General features: G+C 48.8%; 9 protein-coding genes. All 9 read left to right on the plus strand.

Annotated elements, in window-relative coordinates:
• Positions 1–105 precede the first annotated feature (105 nt).
• Entirely contained in the window at positions 106–1950 is a 1845-nt protein-coding gene (locus ACXHJ1_RS14595; protein ID WP_107733197.1) for a sensor histidine kinase, read from the plus strand.
• Positions 1943–3466, plus strand: a complete 1524-nt coding sequence (locus ACXHJ1_RS14600) for a response regulator (protein ID WP_457904836.1) — start codon at positions 1943–1945, stop codon at positions 3464–3466. Before ACXHJ1_RS14595 ends, ACXHJ1_RS14600 begins: the two co-directional genes overlap by 8 nt.
• A 185-nt stretch (positions 3467–3651) precedes the next feature.
• The gene (locus tag ACXHJ1_RS14605) at positions 3652–5130 is read left to right on the plus strand and encodes an ABC transporter substrate-binding protein (protein ID WP_457904837.1); all 1479 of its coding nucleotides are present in this window, start codon (positions 3652–3654) and stop codon (positions 5128–5130) included.
• 111 nt (positions 5131–5241) lie between these two features.
• A complete protein-coding gene (locus ACXHJ1_RS14610) occupies positions 5242–6171 on the plus strand; it encodes an ABC transporter permease (protein WP_016821752.1) in 930 nt (309 codons plus the stop codon).
• Positions 6172–6194: 23 nt separating this feature from the next.
• Positions 6195–7115, plus strand: a complete 921-nt coding sequence (locus ACXHJ1_RS14615; protein ID WP_457904838.1) for a carbohydrate ABC transporter permease — start codon at positions 6195–6197, stop codon at positions 7113–7115.
• Positions 7116–7130: 15 nt separating this feature from the next.
• On the plus strand, positions 7131–9440 hold the full coding sequence (locus ACXHJ1_RS14620) for a glycoside hydrolase family 3 N-terminal domain-containing protein (protein WP_457904839.1): 2310 nt from the start codon (positions 7131–7133) through the stop codon (positions 9438–9440).
• Complete coding sequence (locus tag ACXHJ1_RS14625; RefSeq protein WP_430209996.1) at positions 9440–12553, plus strand: alpha-mannosidase; 3114 nt, start codon at positions 9440–9442, stop codon at positions 12551–12553. Before ACXHJ1_RS14620 ends, ACXHJ1_RS14625 begins: the two co-directional genes overlap by 1 nt.
• A 67-nt stretch (positions 12554–12620) precedes the next feature.
• Entirely contained in the window at positions 12621–13940 is a 1320-nt protein-coding gene (locus ACXHJ1_RS14630) for a glycoside hydrolase family 125 protein (protein WP_123797469.1), read from the plus strand.
• Positions 13937–17092 (plus strand): beta-galactosidase, encoded by a 3156-nt coding sequence (locus ACXHJ1_RS14635; protein ID WP_457904840.1) that lies wholly within the window; start codon positions 13937–13939, stop codon positions 17090–17092. The genes ACXHJ1_RS14630 and ACXHJ1_RS14635 overlap by 4 nt, the downstream gene beginning before the upstream one ends.
• Positions 17093–17112: the final 20 nt, after the last annotated feature.

Consider the following 17112-nt stretch of genomic DNA (forward strand, 5'->3'; position numbering starts at 1 on the left):
GTTTAAATTAAAGAAAATCGCGTTTTTCATGAATGCGCTTACTTATCTCATGCGAAGGACATGGTATACTTTATTTACGCATCACGATTCTGGAGGGCTTATACCATGAAAAGGGGTACTAGATACACTGCTTATTTTAAAAACAACATGTTCCTGAGGATACTAGTGTTGTTCTCCTGTATTGCGATTTTGTCCATCATTACAATTGCATATGTCACGTATGTTTCCATTTCGCAATCCATTGTTCGGCGGGAACTGGATACCCAGAAAGCAGCTATGGAAAGTGTTGACCGTTATATCCATCTCCGGCATGAATCCGTCCAGAACATGGTGCGAGATATGTACCGGAATGAGGTTCTCTCAATGAATGTTTCCTTTTTTATGGACCACGCGTATTCCGAATATGTACAGCACCGCATGGACGAAATGTACATGGAGAGTCATGATTACTCAACAGATGTACTCACCTATTTTAAAAATTGGTTGGATGAAAATAGCGATATCAGCAATTTGATTTTGTACAGTGCCGACCAGCAATATCTGTCTACTTTCAATGAGAACAAGCAATTCAAGCAATTCCCGGTGCATGCGGCGCGTTCCTTTGTACCGGATGTGATGGCTGCAGAAAGCAAAAGCGTCTCTACTCCGAATTACTGGATTCGGAAGGCGGTCGATCAGTGGAGCCCCTCGTTATATTCGTTACAAGTCCCCATTAACAATAAGCAAACACTCAAAAATACCGGTCAGCTTCTAGTATTTCTAAATTCCAAAAGTATCTCCAATGCACTTGCCAGCTACGGGAACAACCTGAAGGGAGAAATTATCGTTCTGTCCAGCAATGGAACCGTTCTGTTCGATTCAAGGAATAACTATTACGGAAAAACGTACCCTTATGTCGAAGTGACCCGATCATTATATGACGATGTGGATTCCGATGCCGGGATCATTCAGACGAAGAAAAATATGTATATTAACAAGCTGATTTCTCCGGACGAAGGATATGTCGTGATTGGGGCAGTCCCCCATGAGGAAATGGCTCAATCGTACCGGGGCATTCGTAATACGATTTTGACCATCAGTGTCATCTGTATTCTGTTTGCTGTGTTGTTCCCTGCATTCTTCGTCATTAACTTTGCTAAACGAACGAATCGGATTATTAAATTCACTCGTCAAGTAAAAAATGGTGACCTCACAGCTCGCATTCAGGACCTCCGAGAGGACGAGTTGGGACAAATCTCTCGAAGCTTCAACGATATGCTGGACGAACTTAATCTATATATTGAACGGGTGTATAAAGCAGAGATCAAACAAAAGCAAACGGAGCTTGTGGCGTTGCAGGCACGTATTCATCCACATTTTTTGTATAACACGCTTGAAGTGATACGTATGAGGGCGATTTCCCAGGGAGCCAAGGATGTAGGAGAAATGATCTATAGCTTATCGGTGTTGTTCAAAAGCCTGGTTCAGCAGAAAAAAATATACACGCTTAAAGATGAATTGGAGGCTTGCAGATTATATCTTGAGTTGTTCAGAATACGCTACAAGGAAAGGTTCAATTACACGATTACGGTCGACCCCGAGTTGTATACCCGCTCTGTCATGAAGCTGATGCTTCAACCCATCATTGAGAATTATATTGTTCATGGTATCCAAAGCGACCGGAATGATAATGTGCTGACCATTGATGTGCGGGAAACGGGGGAGGTTCTGCTGGTTGAGATCCGTGACAATGGGAAGGGCATTAAAGAGAAGCGTTTGAAAGAGATTTTGGAGGAACTGGAACGCCAGGAGGAAAACGGACAAATGTTTGGACTACGCAGTGTGCACACCCGACTTCGGTTTCTACACGGAGCCGATTACGGGATTGAGCTGGAGAGCCGCAGCGGTGAGGGAACGACGATTCGGGTACGATGCCCCAACAGGGAAGGGATGGATGCCATATATGTATAAAGTATTTATTGTAGACGATGAGCCTTTTATCATTGAGGGATTATACGATATTGTGAATTGGACCTCTTTTGGGCTAGAAGTTGTCGGACATGCGGAAAATGGATCTTCGGCGCTGGAAGCGCTGGCCTCCAGACCCGTGGACGTACTCATTACGGACATTTCCATGCCAACGATGAATGGTCTCAGGCTGATTCATGAGGCGAGAAAGCTGCATGCTGACTTGAAGGTGATTATTTTGAGCGGATTTAATGAATTTGATTACTTGAAGGAAGGCATGAAGCTGGGCATCGAAAATTATCTTTTGAAGCCGATTAATGTGGAGGAACTGGAATCCACTTTATGCAATACAACGGAGAAGCTGGACAGGTTCTGGATGGATCAACGATATGAGACGTTCGGGGTGCAGGTGCTTAAGGAAAATACGTTGTACCGTTGGCTGACAGGGCAGATTGCGCCTACCGAATTTCAGGAACGTGCTGAATTGATAGGTTTTTCGTTAAATATCCCCTTCATGGCGGTAGCCGTGTTACGGACGGAGGGGGATTCGGTAGGAATGCATCAACAGTTAAGGCAGTACATTCAGCATCAGCCCGATTTAACATTGTTTCTCGATGTTGATGCGGATAGTGTAATCATTGCCGCACTGCCGAATTATGATGAGGGCAGACAGGACTTGATTATGCAGTTGGAGGATTTTTCTGTTCAGTGGTCAACGGACGGGGAAGAAACAGTTTATATCGGGATAGGCAGCGCCGGTTCGCTTGTTGCTGCTCCACGCAGCTATAATGAAGCTAAAAAATCACTGGAATATTTTATGCTGTATGATGACCGCCGGATCATTGACTATACGTTGCTAGAGGAGGGCGGGAGAAATGCTGGCGAGACTTGTTCCATCGAATGGAAGGATTATGCGAAGCTGATTATAGCAAGAGACCTAGATGCGCTTACCGCACGGATTCAGAGTGATTTTGAGCAAATCCAGCATCTTGAAAGGGTTACCCCGGATGAATTGCGGAATATGGCGCTGGAACTGGTGATCCGGTTCAAGATGGAGCTAGAAAGCATCAAGCATTCCAATGAGTCGGAACGGTTTCAGCAGGGGCTTTACCAGATAAAATGCTGTACGACATGGGCAGAGCTGGTGAGCGCGCTTCAGCATGTGGCGACAGAGACGGTCAATTCACTACTGCAAGATATGAAAAACCCTATTGTAAGTCAGGTGCTGTCCTATATCCATGTTCATTATGCCAAGGAGCTATCATTAAAAATATTAGGATACCAGTACAACCTTCATCCCGTTTATCTCGGTCAGTTATTTCATAAGGAAACGGGCGAAACCTTTGCTGAATATATCAATCAATACCGGATTGAAAAAGCCAAGGAGCAGCTTAAAAGCACAAATCTCAAGGTAAACGAAATTGCGCGGAACGTAGGGTATTGGGAGACGGGATATTTTTATAAGCAGTTCAGAAAATATGTGGGCATTTCCCCGACAGACTATAAAGGATTGGGATAAATACCAGGTGTACATGGATTTCTTTAATTTGTACCTTGGTTTATTAAGTTTATCTTCTTTATGAAAGTGCTTACATTAGTTAAGGTTAACGTAGTTGCTTCATCAATGAGGATTTCGCAAAAATCCTGAAACAGAAATGAATGAAACGACAGGGTCAGATTCCATTTCATAAGGGAGGATCATACATGGGTAAAAGCAAAAGAAGCTACTCGTTTGTTCTAGTGATGTGTATGGTTTTGACGCTCATTCTCAGTGCATGTGGAGGAAGCAGCGGTGGCGGGGAAACGACGAATGAGGGAGCGGAAAAGCCGGTAGAGCTGATCTGGTATACCATTGGTACACCTCAAAAAGATGTAGATCGGGTGATGGAAGAGGTTAGCAAGTACACCCAAAAGAAAATCAACGCCACGATCAAAATGAAAATGGTCGATTGGGGCGACTACCCGCAAAAAATGCAGGTGAATGTGGCTTCGGGAGAGCCCATGGATATTGTATTTACGGCTTCCGGTGGTTTTGATTATGTACAAAATGCCAGAAAGGGCGCATTCATGGAGCTGGACGACTTGCTTGACAAGTACGGTCAGGATATTAAAAAGACGATTAATCCTGCGTTTCTGGAAGGCTCCAAGGTGGATGGTCATCATTATGGCATTCCTGCCAACAAGGAGCTTCCACAGCAAGAGGTATGGCGGTTCAATAAAAAATTGCTAACCCAATACAAGCTGGACCTTTCCAATGTCCGCTCGCTGGATAGCCTGGAGCCTCTACTCAAAACGATTAAAGAAAACGAGCCCGGCGTAACGGCATTCGGTATGGACAAAAACTATGTTCCCTATGTTCCATATGACTATATCATTCAAAACCTGCCGATGGCTGTCAAACTGGATACTATGGACTATAAAATCGTAAACATCTTGGAAACACCTGAAATGAAGCAGGCGCTGACGACGATGCATAAGTATTACAAGGCCGGATATGTATCACCGGAAGCTGCAACTACAGGCTCGACTAATGATTTAACTACGTCCGGAAACTGGTTTCTGGATCGTGCGCAAACTCAACCACTAGCCGATAATCTATGGTCTGCCAGCTACGGCTATCCGGTGATATCGACACCTGCCAGTGATCCAATTGTGACCAATACGTCTGTACAGGGCTCCATTATGGCGATCTCTGCTAACTCGGCAAACCCTGAAAAGGCGATGCAGTTCCTGAACCTGCTGAATACAGATCCAGTATTACGTAATATGGTTGACTCTGGGATTGAAGGAGTGCATTACAAAAAAACAAATGGCCAGTATATCGAAAATCTGGCTGATTCCAAAAACTATGACATGCCTTCGTATTCACTCGGCAACAATATGCTGCTGTATCTGAATCCGAATGATCCTGCTGACAAATGGGAGCAATTCAAGAAGTTCAACTCGGAAGGAAAAAACTCTCCCATCCTGAGCTTCAACTTTGACAGCAGTAAAGTATCCACGGAGATGGCAGCGGTGCAGAACGTCAAAGAGCAATTTTGGGCTTCGCTGATGACAGGCACGCTGGAACCGGAAACGAATCTCCCGAAAGTAATTGAGAAATTCAAGCAGGCTGGGCTGGATAAGGTGATGGCGGAAGCGCAATCCCAGCTTGATGCCTGGAAGGCACAAAACAGCAAATAATCCTTTAGGTTGTGAAATAGAAGCGAGATCGGGCGGGTGTAAGTTACGCCCGGTCTTTTTCCAATAGCTATTTTAGCTGATTTTCTCATTACAGATTGGGAGGGGATACCTATGGCCGCATTTTTCAGAAATGTGATTCGAAACAAAGTTATGCTATTCATGGTGCTGCCTGGCGCTATCTGGTTCTTTTTCTTTTCATATCTGCCGTTGGTTGGTACTGTGGCTGCCTTCAAGCAATATCGTTTTAACAGGGAAGGATTCTGGGCCAGTATTTATACGAGCAAATGGGTGGGCTGGGATAACTTCAAGTTTCTGTTCAATAACAATGATGCCTATGTCATCACGCGAAATACTCTTTTGTATAACCTGGTCTTTATTATTCTTGGACTTGTGTTTTCAGTCGCTATGGCTATTCTGCTCTCCGAGCTGATTAATAAACGGTTGGCGAAGCTGTACCAGACAGGCATGTTTCTCCCATATTTTCTATCATGGGTCATCGTGGGCTACTTTGCCTTCAGCTTTCTGAGCATGGATCGGGGGATGCTGAATCAAATTCTCGCAGGGTTTGGCATCGAGCCGATTCAGTGGTATTCAGAGGCAGCCTATTGGCCTTATATCTTGATTCTAGTCAGTCTATGGAAGGCGATCGGCTATAACAGTGTCGTATATCTGGCTTCGATTTTGGGTATCGACAAATCATTGTATGAAGCAGCCATGATAGATGGAGCCAGCAAGTGGCAGCAAATTCGTAATGTGACGCTCCCTTTGCTCTCGCCGATCATTATCATTATGACGCTGCTTGCAGTCGGACGGATTTTTTATGCGGATTTTGGTTTGTTCTATCAGGTTCCGAGGGATTCGGGCACCTTATACTCAGTAACGAACGTCATCGACACCTATGTATATCGCGGTTTGAAAACGACAGGCGAAATCGGGATGAGCACGGCGGCAGGTTTGTATCAGTCGGTGGTTGGCTTCGTTCTCGTCATCCTATCCAATTATGTTGTGCGAAAAATAGATAAAGACAGCGCTTTGTTCTAAAAAAGAGGAGAGGGGTGTGGACTATGGCTTCTGGAAAAAAAAGAAAAAAACGAGATTTCCATCATATTTCACGGGGCTGGAATGTTGTTCTGAATGGGATAGCAGGGATGTTCGCGTTCCTATGTGTGTTTCCGTTTTTGTTTGTCGTCATTATTTCCCTAACCGATGAGAAAACGCTGGCGCGGGACGGATATCGTTTGCTCCCGGCTCAATGGAGTCTGAAAGCCTACCGCTTCATATTTCGTACCAGTGATACGCTACTGCGCTCCTATGGGGTGACGATTGCTGTAACGGTCATCGGTACGGTGATCAGTCTCATCCTTATTTCGTTATATGCGTACGCCATTTCACGAAAGAGCTTCCGTTACCGGAGATTCTTTTCCATTTTTGCGATTTTAACCATGCTCTTTAATGGTGGAATGATCCCGACCTATATGGTCGTTTCCCAATTGCTCGGGCTTAAGGATACGATTTGGGCTTTGATTTTGCCGCTTGCCATGAATGCCTTTTATATTATGATCCTGCGCACATTTTATAGCACCAGCGTGCCTGATGCCATTGTCGAATCAGCCAAAATAGATGGGGCAGGCGAGTTTTACACCTTTTTAAAAATCGTGCTTCCACTCTCTCTGCCTGGACTTGCCACCATTGGCTTATTTAGCACGCTTGGTTACTGGAATGACTGGTTTAATGCCCTGTTGTATATTGACAATCCCAATCTGGTACCGCTTCAGTCTATGTTGATGCGGATTGAATCCAGCATTCAGTTCATCCAGCAAAATTCGCAAAACAGCTCTATGAGCCTGGCTGCACTTCAATCCATTCCGCAGGATACCTCGCGGATGGCGATGGTGGTGCTGGCGACGCTGCCTATTATATTCGCTTATCCTTTTTTCCAGCGTTACTTTGTGCAGGGACTTACGGTTGGGGCTGTGAAGGAATAACAGGGAAGGAGTGACATGAACGTGTTGATTTATAAAGACAAAAGCAAACCGATCGAAGAACGGGTTAAGCACTTAATCGGTTTGATGACGTTAGAAGAAAAGGTGGGGCAGCTTGTGCAGCCCTTTGGCTGGCAAGTGTATAAGCACATAGACGGGGAATTGTCCCTACATCATGATTTCAAGCAGCAGGTACAAAATGGAGGAGTCGGCTCCTTATACGGGGTACTTCGCGCTGATCCGTGGACCGGAGTGACCTTGGAGAATGGCTTATCTGCCAAACAAGGGGCGGAGGCTGTGAATATGATCCAACGCTATGCGATAGAGCATTCCCGGCTGGGTATCCCGATACTGATCGGTGAGGAATGCTCTCATGGGCATATGGCGATTGACGGCACTGTGTTTCCGGTTCCGCTGTCCATTGGCAGCACATGGAATGTCGATCTATACCGCGATATGTGCCGTGCGGTTGCGAGTGAAACCCGTGCTCAGGGCGGGGCTATCACGTATTCGCCCGTGCTTGATGTTGTGCGTGATCCGCGCTGGGGACGCACGGAGGAATGCTTTGGCGAAGACCCTTATCTCATCGGCGAATTTGCTGTTGCCGCAGTGGAGGGGCTTCAGGGGGAAAGCTTATTCAGCGAACATAGCGTAGCTACCACATTAAAGCATTTTGCAGGCTATGGCAGCTCGGAAGGCGGACGTAATGCCGGACCTGTGCATATGGGCTGGCGCGAGCTTTTGGAGGTCGATCTGTATCCATTCCAAAAAGCGGTGGAAGCAGGGGCGCAATCTGTTATGCCAGCCTATAACGAAATCGACGGGGTCCCGTGTACAGTGAATACTGAGCTATTGGACGATACTCTTCGTCAGGCGTGGGGATTTGACGGTCTGATCATCACAGATTGTGGCGCGATTGAAATGTTAGCGAGCGGACATGATGTGGCCGAAAATGGATTGGATGCCGCTGTGCAGGCAATTCGCGCAGGAATTGATATGGAAATGTCCGGGGAAATGTTCGGCAGTCATCTGGTCGAGGCGGTTCAGGCTGGCAAGCTGGAGACGAGCGTGCTGGATCGGGCGGTTCGCAGGGTGCTCACGTTAAAATACAGGCTCGGTCTGTTTGACAAACCGTATGTGAATGCAGAACGAGCGGAGCAGGTAATTGGTCAGGCGGAGCATATTCGGTTGGCTCGTCAGCTTGGGACCGAAGGGATCGTGCTACTTAAAAACGTCAATAGCACGCTTCCCCTGCCGAAAACCTCCAAGCGTATTGCGGTCATCGGCCCGAATGCAGATCAGATCTACAACCAACTGGGCGATTATACATCACCGCAGCAGAGATCCCGTGTGGTCACTGTGCTTGATGGTATCCGTGACAAACTGGGCAAGGATCATTCAGGCGTTCTGTATGCACCTGGCTGCCGGATTAAGGGAGAGTCACGGGAAGGCTTTGATAATGCACTGGCATGTGCGGCTGAGGCCGATACCGTGGTGATGGTGGTTGGAGGGTCCAGCGCCCGCGATTTCGGGGAAGGGACGATTGACCTGAAAACCGGCGCCTCGAAGGTATCGGATCACGATTGGAACGACATGGAATGCGGCGAAGGCATTGACCGGATGACGTTGGGGCTTGCAGGCGTACAGCTTCAACTCATGCAGGAAGTCTACAGGCTGGGGAAGGAGCTTGTCGTCGTTTATATGAACGGGCGACCGATTGCTGAGCCATGGGTGGAGGAGCACGCATATGCCATTGTGGAAGCATGGTATCCCGGTCAGGAGGGAGGGCATGCAATCGCAGATATTTTATTTGGGGATGTGAACCCTTCGGGACGTTTAACTCTTTCCATCCCTAAACAAGTGGGGCAGTTGCCGGTATATTACAATGGCAAGCGTTCCCGGGGCAAGCGGTATCTGGAAGACGATGTCGAGCCGCGCTATCCGTTTGGCTACGGCCTTAGCTACACGACGTTTAGCTATGAAAGGCTTACATTAAGCGCCAGTTCAATCCGAGTGGGCGAATCCGTTACGGTTACAGTCGATGTAACCAACACGGGCGACCGGGAAGGGGCTGAAGTAGCTCAGTTATATATTTCGGACGCGGTGAGCTCGGTGACCCGTCCAATCAGGGAGCTCAAGGGCTTTTGCAAGCTTGTATTACAGCCGGGAGAAACACGAACGGTGGAGTTTGTAGTAGGCTCCGACCAGCTGCAATATATAGGGCGTGATCTACAGCCAATCGTTGAGGCTGGGCGATTTTCAATTCAAGTAGGCAGGCACTCCAAAGATACCCTGTGTGTCGAGTTGATCGTACGGGAGGATGAATAATGGAGCGTATCAAACGCCTGATTCGGGAATTGTCGGAATGCCAATGGCTGGAGAAGCTGGATTTGCGGAGCTGGAACATCACACGCTCCACTTACCTGGCACCAGGTCAATACGAAGGCGCCGAGCCTTTAACGGAAGGACTGGACCTCAAGCGATTCCCCAGCAGTCAGGGGACGACTTATTTTTTTCGAACGCAGCTGGATGTCCCGACAGCGTGGTTGAGAGAGCCTTTTGGATTGGTGTTTGAGTCCGGGGGAGAAGGATTGCTGCGAGTCAATGGTGCTTCCTATCACGGGCTTGATCGCAATCATACCTATGTCACGCTAAATCCAGAGCTCATCGGGTCTTCCCCTGAGCTGGAGATTGAGCTGTTTGATCCGGTACCAGAGCCCGTAGATCCGCTTAATCGGCAGGCTGTCATTCAACCTCCGATTTCTTCTATTACAAGCTATCTTGTACGGCCCAATAAGCCCGTGCAAAGCCTCATGTATACCGTTACCGTTGTTAGCGAAGCCGCTGTACTGCTGCCGGAGGGCGACATCCGTAGCATACGCTTGCTGAAAGCCCTGTATGAGGTGATGGATTGCTTTGCGAATTTGAAGGAAGACGCTATTCGAGCAGGAGGAGCGATCTCAGCCATAGAAAAGGAGCTGATTCGTCAGGTTCAGGAGATCGGCGGAAATGCGCAAGCTTTGGAACACATGGTAGGACAATCGCACATCGATATTGCCTGGCTGTGGCCGATGCGCGAGACCGTACGGAAAACAAGCCGAACCTTCTCAACGGTGGATGCGCTGATGGATGAATACCCGGCCTACCAATATGCACAGAGCCAGCCGCTGCTGTTCTCTTTTGTAAAGGAAAATGATCCAGAGCTGTATGAACGGATCAAAGCAAGAGTCGCCGAAGGACGGTGGGAGCTGGTCGGGGGTATGTGGGTAGAGCCTGATCTGAACCTACCCAGTGGCGAATCACTCATCCGCCAAATGCTGTATGGTCAGCGTTTTTACCAACAGGAATTTGGCCAAACCTCTCATATCGAATGGCTGCCGGATACGTTTGGCTACTGTGCGTCCCTGCCGCAGATTTTAAAGCATGGGAAGATGGACTATTTTATGACGACCAAGCTTGGCTGGAATGATACGAATGTGTTTCCTTATGATTTGTTCCACTGGGTGGGCATCGATGGGACTTCGATGTTGTCCTACCTCAATCATGGCGTGAATGAACATACACGGCCTCAGGACATTCATGACCACTGGCAGTCCTATCGTGAAAAATCGGCTCATCCTGAGCACATGCTGCTCTATGGGCATGGAGACGGCGGCGGTGGAGTTACGCGTGAAATGCTGGAATATATAGAGCGTTCTCCGCTAATGGTGGGACTGCCTGCGAGTCGGTTCAGCACGGCTGGACAGTTTTTCGCAGGCATAGATCAGGCACATCCGAAGCTTCCCAAATGGCATGGTGATTTGTACCTTGAGTTGCACCGAGGAACCTACACGACCCACGCCCGCAACAAACGCAATAACCGGAAAGCGGAGGGAGTCTACCGCGAGGCAGAACTGTGGAGCACGCTGGCATTACCACAGCTGGAGCCGGAGCAGGTGGAGGATATCTGTTCGGCATTGCATGAGGGCTGGAAGCTGATTTTGTTGAATCAGTTCCACGATATTATCCCTGGCTCGGCGATTACCGAGGTGTACGGCACTTCGGATAAGGAGTATCAGCAAATTTTCGAATGGGGACATGTCGGGCTTCAACAGGGAATTACGACGCTGGCGGCTCAAGTGAACACGGAAGGATCGAGGGCAGGAACACCGTATCTGGTGTTTAACAGCCTGGGCTGGATCCGTAATGCTGTGATTCATATTGCTACGGAATCGGCACAGGGATGGTATGCCTACCACTACGCTAATGATGAAGCCGAGCGGCTGGACACCGATGTGGAGGAAGGCGGCATTTCAGTGCGTATTCCGGATATTCCTGCACTAGGCTACAAAACGATTTGGTTGGAGCGAGAACAGGCTCAAGCAGGTGAGGAGCCCGAGATCGCTGTGATATCTGGATCGCTGGGGGATATGTGGGAGACGGCCTTTTATAAGGTGCAATTTAACGAGCGGGGCGAAATGATTCGTTTGCTGGATAAAGCGGCAAACCGTGAAATTTTGAAGCAAGGGGAACGGGCAAACCGTTTTTATTTTTTCCATGACCGTCCGACGCTGTGGGATGCCTGGGATTTGGATGACCGCTATGAGGAACAGGTAGCAGGAGAAGCCGAGTTGCTGGAAAAACAAGTAGTGCTTCAGGGAAAAACGAAGGATGTGCTGCGCTTCCGATGGCGAATCCATCAATCTGAAATGACACAGGATGTAATCTTTTATCATCATGAGCGGCGAATTGATTTCAAAACGCATGTGAGCTGGAATGAAGCGCACAAGCTGCTAAAGGTAGGCTTTCCTATAGATGTGGTTACGGACAAGGCGACTTATGAAATTCCGTTCGGTGCCTTGGAACGGCCGACCCATCGGAATACGAGCTGGGAGCAGGCGCAGTATGAAGTATGTGGACACCGATTTGCGGATGTTTCCGAGCACGGATATGGCGTGAGTCTGCTCAATGATTGCAAATATGGCTACGACATTCAAGACAGTACCATCCGTCTGTCTCTGCTACGAGCACCCAAATGGCCGGATAAAGATGCCGATCTGGGCGAGCACGATTTTGCGTATTCGCTTTATCCGCATGTTGGAGATTGGCGCAGCGCGCATACTTTGCGTCATGCGGCTGAGCTGAACCAAGATATGCCTGTTGTGCAGCAGCAAAAGCACAATAGCGGAGTGCTGCCGAGCAGCGGATCGTTCATTAATTTTGATAGCCGTCACGTTGTGCTGGATACGATCAAGCCGGCCGAAGATGGGCTGGGGACGATTCTTCGTTTGTACGAATCTTCCGGGGGAAGGGAAACGATCAAGCTGACCTGGCCTTACACGTTCAACGCAGCCTACGTGTCGAATGCGCTGGAGGAACCTGTGCAGCTGCTTGAGCTGGAAGGTGGATGTCTTACGCTGTCTTTTACACCTTATGAAATTAAAACGATACGTTTGCAATAGATATGCTGGATTAGAAAGACTATAACCGCACGGGTGTTTCCCGTCAGATAAAGGAGCGAAAAAGCTATTGGAACAATTCAGACTTCCCAAAATACCAATGCCCGACCTTGACTTGCCGCAGGCTGTTCAGGACGTACTTAAGGAAGCAGAGCAAGCACTGGCTCACAGGCCGAAGCTGCTGAAGCTGTTTAAGAACTGTTTTCCAAATTCACTGGAGACGACGACCAAGCTAATGGATGATGGGACAACGTTTCTCATTACAGGGGATATTCCAGCTCTTTGGTTGCGGGATTCTGTAGAGCAGGTCATTCATTATGTGCCGTTAGCCAGGGAGGATGCTGATTTACAGCGCATCATTGGGGGGCTGATCAAGCGCCATATTCATTATGTCCTCATAGACCCGTATGCGAATGCGTTCAATGAGACAGCGAATGACTGGCACTGGAATGCGACTGATGAGACGGAGATGTCACCATGGGTGTGGGAAAGAAAATTTGAAATCGACTCGCTGTGCTTTGTCATTCGGCTAGCTTATATGTACTGGAAGGAAACGGAGCTTACCGATATTTTTGATTCAAAATTCAAGTCGGCTCTGCGCAAAATAGTGGATGTGTTCAAAACGGAGCAGCGTCACCAAGAGCAATCTGCGTATCGGTTTACGCGTAATAACGGCATTCCCACAGATTCCTTGCGCAATCAGGGACTCGGTATGCCTGTAAATTATACAGGGATGATTTGGTCGGGCTTCCGTTCCAGTGATGATGCTTGCGATTTTCACTACAATATACCCGGCAATATGTTTGCAGTGGTTGCTTTGCGGCAGATGCAGGAGTTTGCGGAGTGGGTATTCCGTGATATGGACTTTCTGAACGAGCTGAAGGAGCTGGAGGCTGAGGTGGAGCACGGTATCCGCTTGTACGGCATTTACCGCCATCCGGTATTTGGGCCTATATATGCTTATGAAACAGACGGATTTGGCAACTACTGCCTGATGGACGACGCAGGTACGCCGGGATTGATGTCCATTCCGTATTTGGGCTATACGACGGCGGACGATCCTATCTATCAAAATACGAGACGCTTCGCTTTAAGTCAGGAGAATCCGTTTTACTTTGAGGGCAAGGCGGCTAAAGGCATCGGAAGTCCGCACACGCTGCCAGGTTACATCTGGCATATGGCTCTGTCTATGCAAGGATTAACGGCCCGGACCGCAGAAGAAAAGCTGGAGATGATCCAGATGCTGGAAGCAACAGATGGGGACACTGGCTACATGCATGAAGGTTTTCATGCCGAGGATCCTACGGTTTATACGCGAAAATGGTTCGCTTGGTCTAACAGTTTGTTTGCCCAGCTTGTGTATAAGGCTATGAAGGATGGCTTGTTATGAATGGAATCATAGTAAACCCATCCATCGTTGTTTTCAGTGAGCAAGGCTTTCCCACTATAGGGAGCCTGTTGCCAGATGAGGCATTTCAGGGAGTTGCAGAGGTGGTGGTCGTAGGAGCCGATGAACTGGCTGAAACGCTAAAGCATATGGACAACGGTTGCTTTGTCAATCTGCATGCGCCGTATTTCCCCAAGTCTGCCTGGACTGAAATCGTGGCATTTCTCCATAGGGGAGGAGGGCTGCTTAACGTCGGGGGAGCACCCTTTAAGCATCCGGTACGCAATCCTGCTGATGAGCATGGAGACTGGATAATTGAGACTGAACAGACTGCGTATCATCAGGAGCTGCATATTCATGAGGTGCTGCGAGTGGATGCGTCGAAGGTAGCTTCGCTGGTCGCATCAGAGGATATTCCTGTACTGTATGGTCAGGAGTCGCTGTTTGAGGTGACAGATACGTGTAATCTCGTTCCACATACGACCAAAAGCAGCGATCTGCCACACCAGATGGGCTCTGCCGGGCCGATGAATACGCAAATTTATCCTTTGCTAAAAGGTGTCGGTGCAGACGGACGGGATATCGCTGCCCCGGTGGTGCTATGGGAGCATGCCCGAGGTTTGTTTGCTGGCGCACGCTGGATGTTTATCCATGTGCCGTTGATAGCTTCCTTTTGGGAACAGGATGGTGAGCAACTGCTTGCCCAATGGGCACGTTTTTGCGCCAAGGGGATGACGGAGCTATCTATCAAGCCGAACTATGCTGCTTATGAGTCCGGGGAACGAGCCATACTGACACTTCAAACCCAGAGATTGCAGCGAGAAGGAGTCACGCCCAGAAATCACGAGGTATGGAGCTTTGACCTGACGGTGGAGCAAATATTGGATGAGTACAATCAGCAGGTATGGAGCAATCGCTTGCAGATTGAGGTTAGCAAAGAACAGAACTTTGTACGTATTCCCCTTGGCTTTTCCATTCTAAGCGGTTTATATCGGGTCATTTGCCGAGCTGAATCATCGGATGGTGAAGTACGTATATTGCGACAGGGCTTTTGGGGGCAGGATGCCGAACTGCTGGCTGAAGGACAGATCATTATGCGTAGTCGGGATTATTTTATAAAGGACGGGCGTCCGTTACCTGTTGTTGGCATGACCTATATGACCTCAGATGTGGCACGGAAATTTTTGTTTTTGCCCAATGCAGCAATTTGGGATCGGGATATGGCCCAGATGGCCAAAGCGGGCATCAACTGGATTCGTACAGGGGTATGGACGGCTTATCGCAACATGATGCAGATAGACGGGCACGCCTCGGAAGAGGTACTTCGCGCGATTGATGCTTTTCTGCTGACAGCCAAAAGGCATGGCTTGCAGGTGACGTTCACGTTCTTTTCTTTTACACCGGAAACGTGGGAAGGGGTTAACCCTTATCTTGATCCGCAAAGCGTGGAAGCACAAAAGCGATTCATTCGCAGTATTGTCAGTCGGCACACGGCTACAACCCATGTGGATTGGGATCTGATAAACGAGCCTTCCATGTTTGATCCGTCGCGTATTTTCGCAGACGGTCCACGCTCTGCGAGGGACTCATGGGAACAGGCGGCGTTCAGCACATGGCTGGAGCAACGCCATGGCAGCATTGAAGCTTTGCAGGAAGCCTGGAATATGACGCCACAGCAGCTTTCCTGTTTTGCTTCTGCCACAATCCCCGAGCCGGAGGAGATCAACTTCGGCGTTCAGGATATGCATCAGGCCAAAAAGGGAGCCAAATGGCTGGATTACTGTCTATTTTCGATGGAAATGCACAATCTGTGGGCCGAGCAATTGGCGACTACGATTCGGGAGCTTTGTCCCGGACATTTGGTAACTGTAGGTCAGGACGAGGCACTGGGCGCGCAACGGCCGTCTCCGTTTTTTTATGAGGCTGTGGTGGATTATACGACGGTGCATTCATGGTGGCTGAATGATCATTTGGTGTGGGACGGTATTTTTGCCAAAACACCAGACAAACCGAATCTCGTGCAGGAAACCGGGATCATGTATGTTGAGACGCCGGATGGTCGAGCCAAGCGTTCGGAGGAGGAGCTGCGCGACATGCTGGAGCGCAAGTATGCGTATGCCTTTTCGACTGGCGGAGCGGGTGCGATTCATTGGATCTGGAATACGAACTTTTATATGGATAATGCCAATGAATCGCACATCGGTGCGTTACGTGCGGATGGGACCGAGAAGCCAGAAGCAGAGGTATCTTACGATTTTGGGCGTTTTATGAGTGATATTCGCGATCTGTTTACAGACCGGAAGCTGGAGGAAACGGCTGTTGCATTCCCGTATTCCAATGATTTCTCCAACCGGTCACTTGCCTTTGATGCCACGACACGGCTTACCCGGGTGATGTCCTATAATCTTAAGCAGCCGTTCCGTGCCGTCTCCGAGTATCATCTGGACTCGCTCAAGCGGCAGTTACCGAAACTGATTATGATCCCCAGCGCGCACAATTTCGATAGTACATCGCTGGAGCATCTTTTGGACATGGTGCGAGTCTTCGGTGTGACGCTACTAGTCACCGGACCACTGGGGCTTGATCCTTACTGGAAAATGACCGAACGGGTTGATGCCATTATTGGGCAGCGTACGCTGGGGAACGTCCAACGGGAGGAAGTACTGAGTCTGGAGGGTCAAACCTTCCCTGTCTCATTCGGACAGCGGCGAATTGCTGAGGTCGCTAAGGAGGAACAACTGTCACCGGAAGCGGATGGAGCGATGGGTGATGAAGTCGTGAACCTGCCGCTTGGCAAGGGGCGCTTGATCTGGAGTCCGCTTCCACTCGAGTTGAATGGTAGGGATGAGCCGATTGCTGAGCTATATCGCTACGCCCTCACTGCTGCCGGGGTGGAGCGAGAGCTGGAATGGATAGACGGTGGCGATCAGCCGGGGCTATATGGACGTAAGCTGAATTTCAAGAATGGGGGCCTATATATTTTCGTATCGGAGTTTTCCCGGGATACCCAAGTGCGTGTTCGGGATAAGGAGACTGGATTATCCTACGCTTTTCTGTTGCCAAGGAGCCGCTCTATCTTGTTTGCTGTGGGTCGAGAAGGTCAGTTGCTAGCAGTATATCGTCCCGAGGACGTGACGATTGAAGTGATACAGTGAACAATGGCAGGTCAAGACAT

The organism is Paenibacillus sp. ALE2, assembly GCF_054113385.1.

Bases quoted from the DNA above. Each gene is read 5' to 3' on its own strand.
- ACXHJ1_RS14595 (WP_107733197.1), top strand. From the start codon at position 106: ATGAAAAGGGGTACTAGATACACTGCTTATTTTAAAAACAACATGTTC.
- ACXHJ1_RS14600 (WP_457904836.1), top strand. From the start codon at position 1,943: ATGTATAAAGTATTTATTGTAGACGATGAGCCTTTTATCATTGAGGGA.
- ACXHJ1_RS14605 (WP_457904837.1), top strand. From the start codon at position 3,652: ATGGGTAAAAGCAAAAGAAGCTACTCGTTTGTTCTAGTGATGTGTATG.
- ACXHJ1_RS14610 (WP_016821752.1), top strand. From the start codon at position 5,242: ATGGCCGCATTTTTCAGAAATGTGATTCGAAACAAAGTTATGCTATTC.
- ACXHJ1_RS14615 (WP_457904838.1), top strand. From the start codon at position 6,195: ATGGCTTCTGGAAAAAAAAGAAAAAAACGAGATTTCCATCATATTTCA.
- ACXHJ1_RS14620 (WP_457904839.1), top strand. From the start codon at position 7,131: ATGAACGTGTTGATTTATAAAGACAAAAGCAAACCGATCGAAGAACGG.
- ACXHJ1_RS14625 (WP_430209996.1), top strand. From the start codon at position 9,440: ATGGAGCGTATCAAACGCCTGATTCGGGAATTGTCGGAATGCCAATGG.
- ACXHJ1_RS14635 (WP_457904840.1), top strand. From the start codon at position 13,937: ATGAATGGAATCATAGTAAACCCATCCATCGTTGTTTTCAGTGAGCAA.